The sequence below is a fragment of the Xanthomonas sp. 1678 genome (assembly GCF_031455575.1).
In the GTDB taxonomy this organism is placed as follows: domain Bacteria; phylum Pseudomonadota; class Gammaproteobacteria; order Xanthomonadales; family Xanthomonadaceae; genus Xanthomonas_A.
This window is the reverse complement of record NZ_JAVDSZ010000010.1, coordinates 111,451-126,812: the sequence shown is the minus strand read 5'-3', so window position 1 is coordinate 126,812 and position 15,362 is coordinate 111,451. Positions and strand designations below refer to the sequence as shown.

Genomic DNA, 15,362 nt, shown 5'->3' with positions numbered 1-15,362 from the left:
GATGCGCGTGCTGTTCGTGGACGACGAGAAACAGGTCCTGGCCGGGCTGGAACGCACCATGTTCATGGCCGACCGCGACTGGGACGTGGCCTTCGCCGGCAGCGGCGCCGAGGCGCTGGTCACGCTGCAGGCGCAACCGGCCGACGTGGTGGTCTCGGACATGCGCATGCCGATGATGGACGGTGCCGAACTGCTGCGCCGGGTGCGCGACAGCTGCCCGCGCACCATCCGCATCATCCTGTCCGGGCATACCGAGCAGGAAGCTGCGCTGCGTTCGCTGGACGTGGCCCATCAGTTCCTGGCCAAGCCGTGCGAGGGCGACGCGCTGATCGAGGCGATCGATCGCGCGGTGGCGCTGCAGCTGCTGCTGGACGATCCGGCGGTGCAGGCGGTGGCCGGGCGCATCGGCGGGCTGCCGTCGGCGCCGCGCATGTTCGCCCAGCTCAACCGCCTGCTCGGCGACCCCGCCGCCGGCGTGGCGCAGGTGGCGGCGGTGGTGGAAGGCGATCCGGCGCTGGCGGCCAAGGTGCTGCAGCTGGCCAATTGCGCGTTCTTCGGCAACGGCCATCGGGTCTCCGAGATCAAGGACGCGGTCAACCGCATCGGCATCGGCCTGCTGCGCACGCTGGTGTTGGCCAGCGAAGTGTTCCACAGCGGTGCCGGCGATTCGGCCGACGCGCTGCGCGCCGATGCGGTGCGCGCCTCGCGATTGGCGGCAGTGGTCGGCAAGGGCCATGCCGCCGCGGACGTGGTGACCACCGCGGCGCTGCTGGCCAACATCGGCGCGCTGCTGCCGGACATCGCGCAGCTGTGCCGCGACGCCGATCCGCAGGGTCGCGGTTTCCCGTCGCATGCGGAAATCGGCGCCTACCTGCTCGGCGTATGGGGGCTGCCCGGGGCGATCGTCGAGGCGGTCGCCCATCACCGCACGCCGGGCCGGGTCGAGCACCGCCAGTTCGACGCGGTCGGCGTGGTGCACGTGGCGGTGGCGCTGGCGCATGGCGCGGAGCCGGACGCAGAATATCTGCGGTCGATGGGCGTGGTCGCGCAGCTGCCGCAGTGGCAGGCGGCGTGCGTGGAGATTCGCGAAGCGGAGTGCGTGTCATGAGCGAATCGGAGCTGCCGCGCATCCTGTGCGTGGACGACGAACCCAACCTGCTGGCCGCGCTGGAGCGCAATCTGTTCGGCCAGTTCGACGTGGTTACCGCCGACGGCGGCGAGGCCGGGCTGGCCGCGATCGCCGCAGGTCCGCCATTTGCGGCGATCGTGTCGGACATGCGCATGCCCGGCATGGACGGCGCCGCGTTCCTGGCCGCTGCGCGCGCCCGCGCGCCGGACAGCGTGCGCCTGCTGCTGACCGGACAGGCCGATGCGACCTCGGCGATCGCCGCGATCAACCAGGGGGCGATCTTCCGTTTCCTGTGCAAGCCGTGCCCGACCGAGGAACTGGTCGCCGCGCTGGAGCAGGCGGTGGCGCTGCACCGGGCCACGCTGCTGGAGCGCGAACTGCTGGAAACCACGCTGGCCGGCACCACGCGCATGCTCACCGAGGTGCTGTCGATGGTCGCGCCCTGGGCGTTCCAGCGCTCGGCGCAGCTGCAGGCCTGCGTGCGCCACGTCACCGACAAGCTGCCGTGGCCGAACCGCTGGATGGTGGAAGTGGCCGCGGCGCTGAGCCACATCGGCTGCGTCAGCGTGCCCGGCGACATCGTGCAGCGCGAGATCGCCGGCGACGCATTGTCCGAGGAAGAACAGAAGCTGATCGACGGCCACCCGCTGGTCGCGCACCGCTTGCTGACGGCGATCCCGCGCATGCAGGCGGTGGCCGAGATCGTGCGCTACCAGGCGCTGCCGCCGCCGGCCGACGCCGCGCCGGACGTAGTCCGCGGCGCGCAGCTGCTGCGCGCCTCGCTGCTGCTGGTGCGCGGGCTGGCGCGCAAGCTGCCGCTGGCGCACGCGGTGCAGGAGCTGCGCAAGGCCGAGCCGCCGCTGCCGCGCGGATTGATCGACGCGTTCGCCGACCTGCAGCTCAATACCAGCAGCGGCATCCGCAAGGCCAAGGTCTGCGATCTGGTGCCGGGCTGGCGTCTGGAACAGGACGTGGTGTCCAAGCGCGGCATGATGCTGCTGGCGCACGGCACCGAACTGAGCCTCACCTCGATCCTGGCCTTGCGCAACCTGCAGGCGGCCGGAGCCATCGTCGAGCCGCTGCTGATCAGCTACGGCAGCGCGGAACAGACCGGCGCACCGGTCGCCGCCTAGCCGGCGGGGACGCTCTGGCCGCGCCGCGCGCTCACGCCGGCTGCGCGGCGGCCCCGCGTATCCTTGCGCGTCCTTTTTCCGGCCTGTCTTGCGCATGAGCTACGCCATCGTCTGGTTCCGGCGCGACCTGCGCCTGCAAGACCAGCCCGCGCTGCACGCGGCGCTGGCCGCCGGACACACGCCCGTGCCGGTGTACCTGCACAGTCCCGGCGACGAGGGCGCCTGGGCGGCCGGCGCGGCCTCGCTGAGCTGGCTGCAGCGCTCGCTGGCCGCGCTCGATGCGCAACTGCGCGCGCTGGGATCGCGGCTGGTACTGCGCCAGGGCCCGGCCGAGCGCGTGCTGCGCGAACTGGTCGCCGAATGCGGCGCGGTCGCGGTGTACTGGAACCGCCGCTACGAGCCGGCCACGCAGCCGCGCGACGCCCGGCTCAAGCGCGAGCTGCGCGAGCAGGGCCTGGAGGTGCACAGCCACAATGGCGCGCTGCTGTTCGAGCCGTGGCAGCTGGCGACCCAGCAGGGCGGGCCGTACAAGGTGTTCACGCCGTTCTGGCGCAGCGCCCTGCGCCAATGGCAGCTGCCGGCGCTGCTGCCCGCACCGACGACCCTGCCGCCACCGCCGCAGGCGCTGCGCAGCGAGCCGCTGCAGCGGCTCGGCCTGGCGCCGGCGCGCGACTGGGACCGCGGCTTCTGGGACGTGTGGCAACCGGGCGAAGCGGGCGCGCACGACGCCCTGGAGGTGTTCCTCGACGGCGCCCTGCGCGGCTACATCGAAGGCCGCGACCGTCCCGACCAGGTCGGCACCTCGCGCCTATCGCCGCACCTGCATTTCGGCGAGATCGCACCGTGGCGGATCGTCGCCGAACTGGAGCGGCAGCGCCGCGCCGCCACCGGCGCGGCGATCGACGGTTACATCCGCCAGCTCGGCTGGCGCGACTTCGCCCATCACCTGCTGCACCATTTCCCGACCACGCCCGAGCACAACCTCAATCCGCGTTTCGCCCGGTTCCGCTGGGCCACGCCGGATCCGGCGCAGCTGCACGCCTGGCAGCGCGGCCGTACCGGCGTGCCGATCGTCGATGCCGGGCTGCGCGAGCTGTGGCATACCGGCTGGATGCACAACCGGGTGCGGATGATCGTCGCCAGCTACCTGTGCAAGCACCTGCGCGTGCACTGGTCCGAAGGCGCGCGCTGGTTCTGGGACACGCTGGTCGATGCCGACCTGGCCAACAACACGCTCGGCTGGCAGTGGGTGGCCGGGACCGGTGCCGACGCCGCGCCGTATTTCCGCGTGTTCAATCCGGTGACGCAGGCGCAGAAGTTCGATCCGCAGGGCCGCTACATCGCGCGCTGGGTGCCGGAGCTGGCGGCGCTGCCGGCGGCCGAGCGTTTCGCGCCGTGGCTGTCGCCGCAGCGCCTGGCCGCCAGCGCGCCGCGCTATCCGCGGCAGCCGATCGTGGACCTGGCCGCCGGGCGCGACGCGGCGCTGGCCGCGTATCGCGCGACCGGCAGCGGGGCCTGAGCGGGGCCTGAGCGCGGCTCGCGCGCATCGTCGTCGCTTCGGCGGGCGCCGCGCCGCGGGGTGAACCGCGGCAGCGCGGCACAGGCGCCGCGATTGACGCCCTTCGCCGCGCCATGATTCACTCCGGCCACGCACAGGGAGCATGCATGGCCACCAGCACAGCCCGCCGCAAGCCGCGGCGCGAACCGATGTCGCGTGTGGATACCGCCTGGTTGCGGATGGAGCGGCCGACCAATCCGATGATGATCACCGGCGTGCTGATGCTCGACGAGCCCCTGTCGCTGCCGCAGTTCAAGCAGCTGGTGCGCAAGCGTTTCCTGTCGTTCCCGCGCTTCCAGGACAAGCCGGTGGACACCGCGACCGGCGCCTACTGGCAGCACGACGACGACTTCGACCTGGACTGGCACGTGCGCCTGACCGCCTTGCCGGGGCGCGGCGGCAAGAAGGCGCTGGAGCGCTTCGCCGGGCAGATGGCGTCCACGCCCTTGGACAAGACCAAGCCGCTGTGGCAGTTCCATCTGATCGAACGCTACGAAGGCGGCTCGGCGCTGGTGGCGCGCATCCACCACAGCTATGCCGACGGCATCGCGCTGGTGCAGGTGCTGCTGTCGCTGACCGATACGCAGCGCGTGCCGGAGCCGGCCGCGCAGCTGGGCCGCGCCTGGCTCAAGGACGACGGCAAGGAAGTGGTGCGCCGGGTCGGCGCCATCGACCGCTACCTGAAACTGGGCGGGCGCATGCTCGACAAGGGCCGGGAGATGTACCAGGACCCGAACCTGGCGCAGATGCTGGCCAAGGAAGGCGGCCTGATCGGTCGCGAACTGGCCAATGCGCTGCTGCTGTCCGACGATCCGCCGACGCTGCTGCGCGGGCGCCTGGGCGTCAGCAAGCGGGTGGCCTGGGCCGAGCCGCTGGACCTGGACGAAGTGAAGGCGGTCGGACGCGCCTGCGACTGCACGGTCAACGACGTGCTGATGGCGACGATGGCCGGCGCCCTGCGCGACTACATGCTCGAGCGCGGCGAACAACTGGACGGGGTGACCCTGCGCGCCACGGTGCCGGTCAACCTGCGGCCGCTGGAGCATGCGCGCAAGCTCGGCAACCATTTCGGGCTGGTGTTCCTGGACCTGCCGGTCGGCGAGGCCAATCCGGTGCGGCGCCTGCAGCGCGTCGCCGAATCGATGCAGCAGCTCAAGCAGTCGCGCCAGGCGATGGTGGTGTTCGGACTGCTGGCCGCGGTGGGCATGGCGCCGGCGGCGCTGCAGTCGCTGGCGCTGGACCTGTTCAGCCGCAAGGCGACCACCGTGGCCACCAACGTGCCGGGGCCGCAGCAGCCGCTGTACCTGGCCGGCAGCGGCGTGCGCGAGATGATGTTCTGGGTGCCGCAGACCGGCTCGATCGGGGTCGGCGTGTCGATCATGAGCTACAACCACCGCGTGCATTTCGGTCTGATCGGCGATGCGCGGCTGATTCCGGATCCGGATGCGGTGATGCGCCGCATCGGCGCCGAATTCGAGAAGCTGCTGTACCTGGCGCTGATGGGCGACTGGGAACATCCGCTGCGCGCGGCGGACGCCGACGCGTTGCTGCCGCTTTCCTGAACGGGGGCGCATCCGCGCGCTGCGCGGGCCGCTTCGTTCATGCTGGTCTCGCAGGCCGCTGTTTATGCTTGCTCCCACTTCAATTCAGGTTCGGGAGAGAGCGATGAAACGCACCGTCATCCAAGGCATTTCCGTGGCGCTGGCCAGCGCACTGGTGTTGTCCGCCTGCGCCACCGGCGGCTCCTACGTGCAGCGCGACCAGTATGGCAACCAGACCGAGCAGCAGAACCGCACCGGCCGCGGCGCGCTGATCGGCACCGCGGTCGGCGTCGCCGCCGGCCTGCTCAGCGGCAACAGCGCCACCGAGCGCCGCCAGCACGCGATGATCGGCGCCGGCATCGGCGCACTCAGCGGCGCGGCGATCGGCAACTACCAGGACCGCCAGGAGCGCGCGCTGCGCGAGCGCACCGCCAACACCGGCATCGACGTGCGCCGCGACGGCGACAACATCACCTTGAACCTGCCCGACGGCATCACCTTCGACTTCAACCAGTCCACGCTCAAGCCGCAGTTCTATTCGGCGCTCAATGGCGTGGCCTCGACCCTGGGCGAATACAACCAGACCATGATCGAAGTGGTCGGGCATACCGACAGCATCGGCAGCGATGCGGTCAACCAGCGCCTGTCCGAGCAGCGCGCCGCCTCGGTGGCCGCCTACCTGACCGCGCAGGGCGTGCAGCGCGAGCGCATCGAGACGCTGGGCGCGGGCAAGAAGTACCCGATCGCCGACAACAGCACCGAGGCCGGGCGCGCGCAGAACCGCCGGGTCGAGATCCGCGTGGTGCCGCTGCGTTCCTGAGCACGGCCACACCCGGTAAAACGCGAACGGGCCGCATGCAGCGGCCCGTTCGCGTTTCTGGCTCGGCCCGCGCAGAGCAGCGGGCGAGGATTGATCGTTGCAAGCGGCTGCGGCGGCGCAAGGCCGCTGCGCAGCGCCAGCGTCAGACCAGCGCTTCTTCTTCCAGTTCCGGCGCCGGTTCGGTGTCCGGCACCGGCACCGGCACGGTGGTCACTTGCGGCAGCGGCAGCGACTGGGTGTTCATCGCCACGCCGCTGCACAGGGTGAACTCGGCGCCGCTGTCGGCCTGTTGCGTGGCCAGCTTGGCCGGGCACTGCGCCAGCATGTAGTTGACGTCGAAGTTGAGCTTGTCGACCAGGAAATCGACGAAGGCGCGCACCTTCGGCGACAGCATGCGCCCGCCCGGGAACACCGCGTTGAAATCCAGGTCCGGGCCGACCCAGCCGCCGAGCACGCGCCGTGCTTTGCCGGCCTCGATCAGCGGCTTGATCGTCGCATCGCTGGCCAGCACCAGGCCTTCGCCGCAGACCAGCCCGCCGATCAGCGCGGCCGAATCGTTGGCGACCAGGATCGGCTGGATCGCGAACTCGCCGCTCTGCTTGCCGTTGCGCAGCGGCCAGCTGAGCCGGTTGTTGCCGTTGCGGCCGTTGCTCAGCGCCAGCGTGCGGTGATGCTGCAGGTCGTCCGGGTGCAGCGGCTCGCCGTGGCGCTCGATGTAGTACGGACTGGCGAACACCTGGGTGCGGAAGGTGGCCAGCTTGCGCGCGACCATGGTCGAATCCAGCAGCGCGCCCATGTGCAGGGCCACGTCCACGCCCTCGGCGATCGGATCGACCTTGTCGCTGGTCATGACCATTTCCAGGCGCACTTCCGGGTGCTGCTTGTGGAATTCGCCCAGGATCGGCGCGACCCAGGAAATGCCGGCGGAGTAGGGCACGCTGAAACGCAGCCAGCCGCGCGGGCCGGCCTGCAGCTGCCCGACCGCGCTCTCGGCTTCCTCCAGTTCGCGGGCGATACGCTGGCAATGTTCGTGATAGACCGCGCCGGCCTCGGTCAGTCCGAGGCGGCGCGTGGTCCGGTGCAGCAGGCGCGCGCCCAGCCGCGCCTCCAGGTCCTGCACCTTGCGGCTGACGGTGGTCTTGGGCAGGCCGAGCGCATTGGCCGCGGCGATGAAGCTGCCTTGCTCGACCACCTTGACGAAGATCAGGGTGTCGTTCAGATCGTGGGTCATGGCGGAGTTCCTGGAGGGGTGGAGACGATTGGACCGGTGACGGGACGATTATTCCCCTTAATTCGGACTAATCAAGTGCGGCTTTGACGCCTAATTTGTACGCATTCGCCGCCACCCAGGCCATTTGCTCATGCTGTTGCGCACTCTGTTCCAGTTTTTCGTGGGCGCCCGTCGTCCGGATAGCCTCGATGGTACGCCCATCGACGCGCTGGAAACCGGTTATCTCAAGGCATTTCGCGAATTCACCCCGCCGCCGCGCAGCCAGAGCGGCAGCTCGATGCAGTTGGGTCAGCGCGGCAGCGGCCGGCTGGGCCGTATTGGGATTATCCCGTCAACGGGAGTAAAAGTCCCGTGAGCGGGACGTTGGACCCGGAGGTCCTGGTCCTCGGCGGCACCGGCACCGTCGGCCTCGGCGTGGTCCGCGCACTGCTCGAGGCCGGTAGCCCGGTGCTGGCGGTGGCGCGCGACCGTGGCCGCCTGCGCGCGCTGCGCGACCGCTACAGCGACGAACCGGCGCTGGACGTGCTGCAGGGCTCGGTCGCCAACGATGCCGGCGCCGCGACCCTGGCCGCGGCGGTGGCGCAACGGCCGCGGCCGCTGGCCGGCGTGGTCGCCAGCCTCGGCAGCCCGCTGCGCTGCGGGCGCCTGCTGGACCAGCCGCTGACCGCGCTGCGCCGGCGCCTGGACAGCGACCTGCTGCCGCACCTGGCCGCGGCCCGGCACCTGCTGCCGTTGCTGGCGCAGGCCGAGCGCGGCGGCCGCTACATCCTGCTCGGCAGTCCGTGCGCGCTGCGCGCCTGGGCCGGGCATGGCGACAGTTCGGTGGCGTCGGCGGCGATCCGCATGCTCGCCCAGGTCCTGCACGAAGAGGCCAAGCCGCTGGGCGTGCGCGTGCAATTGCTGTCGCTGACCCATCCGGTCTGCCGCAGCGAATCCGGCGCCGACGACTGCCCGGAGTGGTTCACCACGCTCAGCGTGGGCCGCGCCGCGGTGTCGCTGCTCGCCGACGGCGGCACGCCCGGCCAGGCCGTGGTCGATATCGACAAACACCAGTACGCGCATCCACGCACCTCGTTGATGACCGCATCGCATTTTTCTCCCTCCACTCACGAGGTCTCTCCATGAACCCGATTCCGATGTCCCTCCATTCCCCATCGCGCGCCCTGCGCCCGCTGGCGATCGCGCTGCTGGCCGTGGCCCTGGCTGCCTGCGGCAGCAAGGCCGACGGGCAGGGCGCGCCGCCGCCGCCGTCGGTCAGCGTCGCGCCCGCCCTGCAGAAAGAAATCAGCCAGTGGGACGAGTTCAGCGGCCGCGTCGAGGCGGTCGAGCACGTCGACCTGCGCCCGCGCGTGTCCGGCTACATCGACAAGGTCAACTATGTCGAAGGCCAGGAAGTGAAGAAGGGCGACGTGCTGTTCACCATCGACGCGCGCAGCTACCGCGCCGAGCTGGCGCGCGCCAACGCCGAACTGGCGCGGGCGCGGACCCAGGCCAAGCTCAGCGGCAGCGAAGCGGCCCGTGCCAAGAAGCTGTCCGACCAGCAGGCGATCTCCACCGAGAGCTGGGAGCAGCGCCACGCCGCCTCCGAACAGGCCCAGGCCGACGTGCTCGCCGCGCAGGCCGCGGTCGACACCGCGCGCCTGAACCTGGAATGGACCCAGGTGCGCGCGCCGATCGACGGCCATGCCGGCCGCGCCCAGGTCACCGCCGGCAACCTGGTCAGCGCTGGCGACAGCGCCAGCGTGCTGACCACGCTGGTATCGCTGGACAAGGTGCACGTGTACTTCGACGCCGACGAAGGCACCTTCCTGCGCTACGCGCAGATGGCGCGCAAGGGCGAACGGCCGAGCGAGCGCGACGGGCAGCTGCCGGTGCAGGTCGGCTTGGTCGGCGAGGACGGGTTCCCGCATGCCGGCAAGGTCGATTTCCTCGACAACCAGATCACCCGCAGCACCGGCACCATCCGCGTCCGCGCCCTGCTCGACAACGCCGACCGCAGCTTCACCCCGGGCCTGTTCGCGCGCGTGCGCCTGCTCGGCAGCGGCCGCTTCAATGCGCTGCTGATCGACGACCGGTCGGTGCTGACCGACCAGGACCGCAAGTACGTCTACGTGGTCGACAAGGACGGCAAGGCGCAGCGCCGCGACGTGCAGCTCGGGCGCGATGCCGAAGGCCTGCGCATCGTGCTGAGCGGACTCAACCCCGGCGACCGGGTCATCGTCGACGGGGTGCAGAAAGTGTTCATGCCGGGCATGCCGGTGCAGGCCAAGACCGTGGCCCTGGCCACGGCGACGCCGGCTGCCGCACGCAAGGCCGTCGCCCTCGACTGAGTCGCCCCGACTGACGCCAGGGGCGCGCGCAGCGTCGTAGACCGGTCGCGCTGGCGGCCGGTGCTTACCGGCCGGGCCACCGTTGTGGCCCGGCGTCGCCGCCGCTTTGCCCGCATTCCTGTTCGGCCATCCGTTTCACCTTAGTTTCCAGGACCACCACCCATGGACTTTTCCAGATTCTTCATCGACCGGCCGATCTTCGCGGCCGTGCTGTCGATCGTCATCTTCGCCGCGGGACTGATCGCGATCCCGATGCTGCCCATCGGCGAATACCCCGACGTGGTACCGCCTTCGGTGGTGGTGCGCACGGTGTATCCGGGCGCCAACCCCAAGGTCATCGCCGAGACCGTCGCCACCCCGCTGGAAGAGGCGATCAACGGCGTCGAGGGCATGATGTACCTCAAGTCGGTGGCCGGCTCCGACGGCGTGCTGCAGATGACCATCACCTTCCGCCCGGGCATCGACGCCGACGATGCCGCGGTCAAGGTACAGAACCGCGTGGCCCAGGCGCAGGCGCGCCTGCCCGAGGACGTGCGCCGGCAGGGCGTGACCACGCAGAAGCAGTCGCCGACCTTCCTGATGGTCGTGCACCTGACCTCGCCGAAGGGCAAGTACGACACGCTGTACCTGCGCAACTACGCGCGGCTGCACGTCAAGGACGCGCTGGCGCGAATCCAGGGCGTGGGCGACGCGCAGGTGTTCGGCGGCGGCGACTACGCGATGCGCGCCTGGCTCGACCCGGAACGCATCGCCGCGCGCGGCCTCACCGCCAGCGACGTGGTCACCGCGATGCGCGAGCAGAACGTGCAGGTCTCGGCCGGCCAGCTCGGCGCCGAGCCGATGCCCGACAGCAAGTTCCTGACCCTGATCAACGCGCAGGGCCGCCTGCGCAGCGAGCGGGAGTTCGGCGACATCGTGCTCAAGACCGGGGTCGAGGGCGAGAGCGTGCGCCTGGCCGACGTCGCGCGCCTGGAGCTGGGCGCCGGCGACTACACGCTGCGCTCGCAGCTGGACGGCAAGAACGCGGTCGGCATCGGCATCTTCCAGGCGCCGGGCGCCAACGCGCTGGAGATCCGCGACCAGGTGATCGCGTCGATGGACGAGCTCACCAAGCAGTTCCCGGCCGACGTCAAGTACGAGGCGGTGTACGACACCACGATCTTCGTGCGCGACTCGATCACCGCCGTGGTGCATACCTTGCTGGAAGCGGTGCTGCTGGTGGTGCTGGTGGTGATCCTGTTCCTGCAGACCTGGCGCGCCTCGATCATTCCGCTGATCGCGGTGCCGGTGTCGATCGTGGGTACCTTCGCCGCGCTGTACGTGCTGGGCTTCTCGATCAACACGCTGACCCTGTTCGGGCTGGTGCTGGCGATCGGCATCGTGGTCGATGACGCGATCGTGGTGGTGGAGAACGTCGAGCGCAACATCGAGGAAGGGCTGGCGCCGCTGGCCGCGGCGCACCAGGCGATGCGCGAGGTGTCCGGTCCGATCGTCGCGATCGCGCTGGTGCTGTGCGCGGTGTTCGTGCCGATGGCGTTCCTGTCCGGCGTGACCGGCCAGTTCTACAAGCAGTTCGCGGTGACCATCGCCATTTCCACGGTGATCTCGGCGATCAACTCGCTGACCCTGTCGCCGGCGCTGGCCGCGCGCCTGCTGAAGGCGCACGACGCGCCCAAGGACGCTCCGTCGCGGCTGATGGACCGCCTGTTCGGCGGCTGGCTGTTCCGCCCGTTCAACCGCTTCTTCAACCGCAGTTCCGATCGTTACCAGGGCAGCGTGTCGCGGATCCTCGGTCGGCGCGGCGTGGTGTTCGTGGTCTACCTCGGCCTGCTGGTGGTCACCGGCGTGATGTTCAAGGCGGTGCCGGCCGGTTTCATCCCGACCCAGGACAAGATGTACCTGATCGCCGGCGTGAAGCTGCCCGAGGGCGCCTCGCTCGAACGCACCGACGCGATGCTGCGCAAGGTCACCACCATCGCCATGCAGACCGAAGGCGTGGAGCATGCGATCTCGTTCCCCGGCCTGAACGCGCTGCAGTTCACCAATACGCCCAATACCGGCGTGGTGTTCCTGACCCTGAAGCCGTTCGCCAAGCGCCACCGCACTGCGTTGGAGATCAATGCCGAGATCAACCAGCGCATCTCCCAGCTGGGCGAGGGCATGGCCTTCGCGTTCATGCCGCCGCCGATCCTGGGCCTGGGCAACGGCAACGGCTACCAGCTGTTCATCGAGGACCGCGCCAACCTGGGCTATGGCGCACTGCAGAACGCGGTCAACGCGATGCAGGGCGCGGTGGCGCAGACCCCGGGCATGAGCTATCCGATCGGCACCTACCAGGCCAACGTGCCGCAGCTGGACGCGGAAGTCGACCGGGTCAAGGCCAAGGCGCAGGGCGTGGCCCTGACCGATCTGTTCGATACGCTGCAGACCTATCTGGGCTCGACCTACGTCAACGACTTCAACCAGTTCGGCCGCACCTGGCAGGTGATCGCCCAGGCCGATGCGCCGTTCCGCGAGAGCGTGGAGGACATCGCGCGGCTGCGCACCCGCAACGCCGCCGGCGAAATGGTGCCGATCGGCTCGATGGTGACGGTCAAGCAGTCGTTCGGCCCTGACCCGGTGCTGCGCTACAACGGGTATCCGGCGGCCGACCTGGCCGGCGAAGCGGATGCGCGCATGCTGTCCTCGGCCGAAGCGATGGCCAAGATCACCCAGATCGCCAAGCAGGTGCTGCCCAACGGCATGGAGATCGAGTGGACCGATCTGAGCTATCAGCAGGCCACCCAGGGCAACGCGGCGATGGTGGTGTTCCCGCTGGCGGTGCTGCTGGCGTTCCTGGTGCTCGCGGCGCTGTACGAAAGCTGGACGCTGCCGTTGGCGGTGATCCTGATCGTGCCGATGACGCTGCTGTCGGCGCTGTTCGGCGTGTGGTTGACCGGCGGCGACAACAACGTGTTCGTGCAGGTCGGCCTGGTGGTGCTGATGGGCCTGGCGTGCAAGAACGCGATCCTGATCGTCGAGTTCGCCCGCGAACTGGAGCTGCAGGGCAAGGGCATCGTGGAATCGGCGCTGCAGGCCTGCCGCCTGCGTCTGCGCCCGATCGTGATGACCTCGATCGCGTTCATCGCCGGCACCGTGCCGCTGGTGTTCTCGCACGGCGCCGGCGCCGAAGTGCGCTCGGCCACCGGCATCACGGTGTTCGCCGGCATGCTCGGCGTGACCCTGTTCGGCCTGTTCCTCACCCCGGTGTTCTATGTCGCCCTGCGCAAGCTGGCCGGGCGTCCGCTGGTGTCGCATGCGCCGGCGCACGCCGCCGATGCGCCGGCCCACGGCTGATCCATCCATTCCCCCTTTTAGGAAATCCGCATGACCACGACCCAGAAAATCGCCCTCGTCACCGGCGCCACCCGCGGCATCGGCCTGCATACCGTGCGCCAGCTGGCCGAGGCCGGCGTGCACACGCTACTAGCCGGCCGCGATTCCACCCGCGCCAGCGCCGCCGCGCTGGAACTGCAGGGCGAAGGCCTGCCGGTGGAAGCGCTGACCCTGGATGTGACCGACGACGCCAGCATCGCCGCCGCAGTGGCCGCCGTGCAGGCGCGCCACGGCCGGCTCGACATCCTGGTCAACAACGCCGGCATCATCGTCGACGACTTCAAGCTGACCGTGTCGCAGCAGAGCCTGCAGACCTGGCGCACGACCTTCGATACCAACGTGTTCGGCCTGATCGCGGTGACCCAGGCGTTCCTGCCGCTGCTGCGCGCCGCGCCGGCCGCGCGCATCGTCAACGTGTCCAGCCTGCTCGGCTCGCTCGCGCTGCACAGCCAGCCTGGCTCGCCGATCTACGACTTCAAGGTGCCGGCCTACAACGTCTCCAAGAGCGCGGTCAACGCGTGGACCGTGCAGCTGGCCTACGAGTTGCGCGACACCCCGATCAAGGTCAACACCATCCACCCCGGCTACGTGAAGACCGACATGAACGCCGGCGAAGGCGAGCTGGAAGTCGCCGACGGCGCGCGCAGCAGCGTGATGATGGCGCTGCTCGATGCCGACGGCCCGACCGGCAGCTACACCCACGTCGGCCAGGTGCTGCCATGGTGATCCGCCCCGCGATCGGCGCGCTGGCGTTGGCGCTGCTCAGCGCCTGCGCTAGCGTCGGCCCCAACTACCGCGCGCCCGAACAGGCGCCGGTGACGCTGCAGGGCGCGGCGGCACCGGTGTTCGCGACCACCTCGCCGGTGGCGTCGTGGTGGGCGCAGTTCGACGACCCGGTACTGGAGCAACTGGTGCACGAGAGCCTGGTCGCCAACCTCGACCTGCGCATCGCCCTGTCGCGCGTGCACGAAGCGCGCGCGGTGTTTGCCGAGCGGCGCCTGGACCAGGCGCCGCACGTCACCGCCGGCGGCGACTACAGCCGCGGCAAGGCGCCGGACCCGAACGCCGGCGGTGCGCGCGTGCTGACCGAAAGCTACAGCCTGGGCTTCGACGCCGGCTGGGAGCTGGACCTGTTCGGACGCCAGCGCCGTGCCAGCGAGGCGGCGCGTGCCGACCTGGAAGCCGAGCAGGCCGGCATGGCCGATGCGCAGGTGACGGTGGCCGCGGAAGTGGCGCGCAACTACTTCGAGCTGCGCGGCGCGCAGAAGCGCATCGCGGTGGCGCGCACCACGCTGGACAACCTGCGCGACACCCAGCGCCTGACCGAAACCCGCCTGCAACTGGGCGCCGGCAGCGAGTTGGACGTGCAGAGCAGCCGCGCCCGGCTGAAGGCGATCGAGGCCGACATCCCGTTGCTGGAAGTCAGCGAAGCGCAGGCCCGGCATCGCCTGGCGGTGCTGCTGGGACGCACTCCCGGCGCACTGGACGAGCTGCTGGCGCCGCGCGCGACGCCGGCCTACGCCCGTGCCTTGCCGCTGGGCGATACTACCCAGTTGCTGCGCCGGCGCCCCGACGTGCGCATCGCCGAGCGCCGATTGGCGGCATCGACGGCGCGGGTCGGCGTGGCCACCGCCGATCTGTTCCCGCGGATCAGCCTCAGCGGCTTCGTCGGCTTCCTGTCCGGCGATGCCGGCTCGCTGCTGCAGGGCAGCAGCAAGGCCTGGTCGCTGACCCCGTCGATCAGCTGGGCGGCGTTCGATTTCGGCACCGTGCGGGCGCGGCTGCGCGCCAGCGAGGCGCAGGCCGACGGCGCCGCCGCCGACTACGAGAAGGCGGTGCTCGGCGCGCTGGAAGACACCGAGAACGCCTTGACCGCCTACGCCAAGCAGCAGGCGCGGCTGGCGATCGTGGTCGATCAGGCGCAAGCGGCGCGGCGCGCCGCAACTTTGGCGGAGATCAGCTATCGCGAAGGCTCGGAGGATTTCCTGACCCTGCTCGACACCCAGCGCACGCAACTGGCCGCCGACGATGCCCTGGCCGAGGCCGAGGCATCGGTGAACGTCGGCGTGGTGCGGGTGTACAAGGCGCTCGGCGGCTGGGGCCAGGATGCGGTGTTGCCGCAGGACGTGGCGCTAGCGCCGCTGCCGGCGCCGGCTTCGCGCTGATCGCGGCCTGACGGCAGGCGAGGGCGCTGCGGCCGGAATGCCGCAGCGCCCGCTACGCCAGAAGCGGCGCGCGTGGCCGC

12 protein-coding genes are annotated in these 15,362 nt (G+C 70.3%); 11 read left to right on the top strand and 1 reads right to left on the bottom strand.

What is annotated here, in order from left to right; all coding sequences use genetic code 11:
• Position 1: 1 nt before the first annotated feature.
• From J2Y70_RS17325 to J2Y70_RS17305, 5 genes are all read left to right on the top strand, one after another.
• Positions 2–1,108: an HDOD domain-containing protein gene (locus J2Y70_RS17325; protein WP_309920276.1), complete on the top strand. Its 1,107-nt coding sequence runs from the start codon at positions 2–4 to the stop codon at positions 1,106–1,108.
• Positions 1,105–2,262, top strand: a complete 1,158-nt coding sequence (locus tag J2Y70_RS17320; RefSeq protein ID WP_309920273.1) for an HD domain-containing phosphohydrolase — start codon at positions 1,105–1,107, stop codon at positions 2,260–2,262. The genes J2Y70_RS17325 and J2Y70_RS17320 overlap by 4 nt, the downstream gene beginning before the upstream one ends.
• Before the next feature lie 94 nt (positions 2,263–2,356).
• Complete coding sequence (locus tag J2Y70_RS17315; RefSeq protein ID WP_309920270.1) at positions 2,357–3,781, top strand: deoxyribodipyrimidine photo-lyase; 1,425 nt, start codon at positions 2,357–2,359, stop codon at positions 3,779–3,781.
• A 146-nt stretch (positions 3,782–3,927) separates the two neighbouring features.
• A complete protein-coding gene (locus J2Y70_RS17310) occupies positions 3,928–5,382 on the top strand; it encodes a wax ester/triacylglycerol synthase family O-acyltransferase (RefSeq protein ID WP_309920268.1) in 1,455 nt (484 codons plus the stop codon).
• A 103-nt stretch (positions 5,383–5,485) separates the two neighbouring features.
• Complete coding sequence (locus tag J2Y70_RS17305) at positions 5,486–6,181, top strand: OmpA family protein (protein ID WP_309920264.1); 696 nt, start codon at positions 5,486–5,488, stop codon at positions 6,179–6,181.
• A 142-nt stretch (positions 6,182–6,323) separates the two neighbouring features.
• Here J2Y70_RS17305 and J2Y70_RS17300 read toward each other — a convergent pair whose 3' ends face one another.
• The gene (locus J2Y70_RS17300; protein WP_309920261.1) at positions 6,324–7,412 is read right to left on the bottom strand and encodes a LysR substrate-binding domain-containing protein; all 1,089 of its coding nucleotides are present in this window, start codon (positions 7,410–7,412) and stop codon (positions 6,324–6,326) included.
• A 130-nt stretch (positions 7,413–7,542) separates the two neighbouring features.
• Between J2Y70_RS17300 and J2Y70_RS17295 the strand changes: the two genes are divergently transcribed.
• From J2Y70_RS17295 to J2Y70_RS17270, 6 genes are all read left to right on the top strand, one after another.
• Positions 7,543–7,767: a hypothetical protein gene (locus J2Y70_RS17295; protein ID WP_263394799.1), complete on the top strand. Its 225-nt coding sequence runs from the start codon at positions 7,543–7,545 to the stop codon at positions 7,765–7,767.
• Positions 7,764–8,537: an SDR family NAD(P)-dependent oxidoreductase gene (locus J2Y70_RS17290; RefSeq protein WP_263394798.1), complete on the top strand. Its 774-nt coding sequence runs from the start codon at positions 7,764–7,766 to the stop codon at positions 8,535–8,537. Before J2Y70_RS17295 ends, J2Y70_RS17290 begins: the two co-directional genes overlap by 4 nt.
• An 11-nt stretch (positions 8,538–8,548) precedes the next feature.
• Positions 8,549–9,742 (top strand): efflux RND transporter periplasmic adaptor subunit, encoded by a 1,194-nt coding sequence (locus tag J2Y70_RS17285; protein WP_263394797.1) that lies wholly within the window; start codon positions 8,549–8,551, stop codon positions 9,740–9,742.
• Between the two features lie 162 nt (positions 9,743–9,904).
• Positions 9,905–13,078: a multidrug efflux RND transporter permease subunit gene (locus J2Y70_RS17280; protein WP_309920255.1), complete on the top strand. Its 3,174-nt coding sequence runs from the start codon at positions 9,905–9,907 to the stop codon at positions 13,076–13,078.
• A 30-nt stretch (positions 13,079–13,108) separates the two neighbouring features.
• A complete protein-coding gene (locus J2Y70_RS17275; protein WP_309920252.1) occupies positions 13,109–13,843 on the top strand; it encodes an SDR family oxidoreductase in 735 nt (244 codons plus the stop codon).
• Complete coding sequence (locus J2Y70_RS17270) at positions 13,837–15,282, top strand: TolC family protein (protein ID WP_309920247.1); 1,446 nt, start codon at positions 13,837–13,839, stop codon at positions 15,280–15,282. The genes J2Y70_RS17275 and J2Y70_RS17270 overlap by 7 nt, the downstream gene beginning before the upstream one ends.
• Positions 15,283–15,362 lie beyond the last annotated feature (80 nt).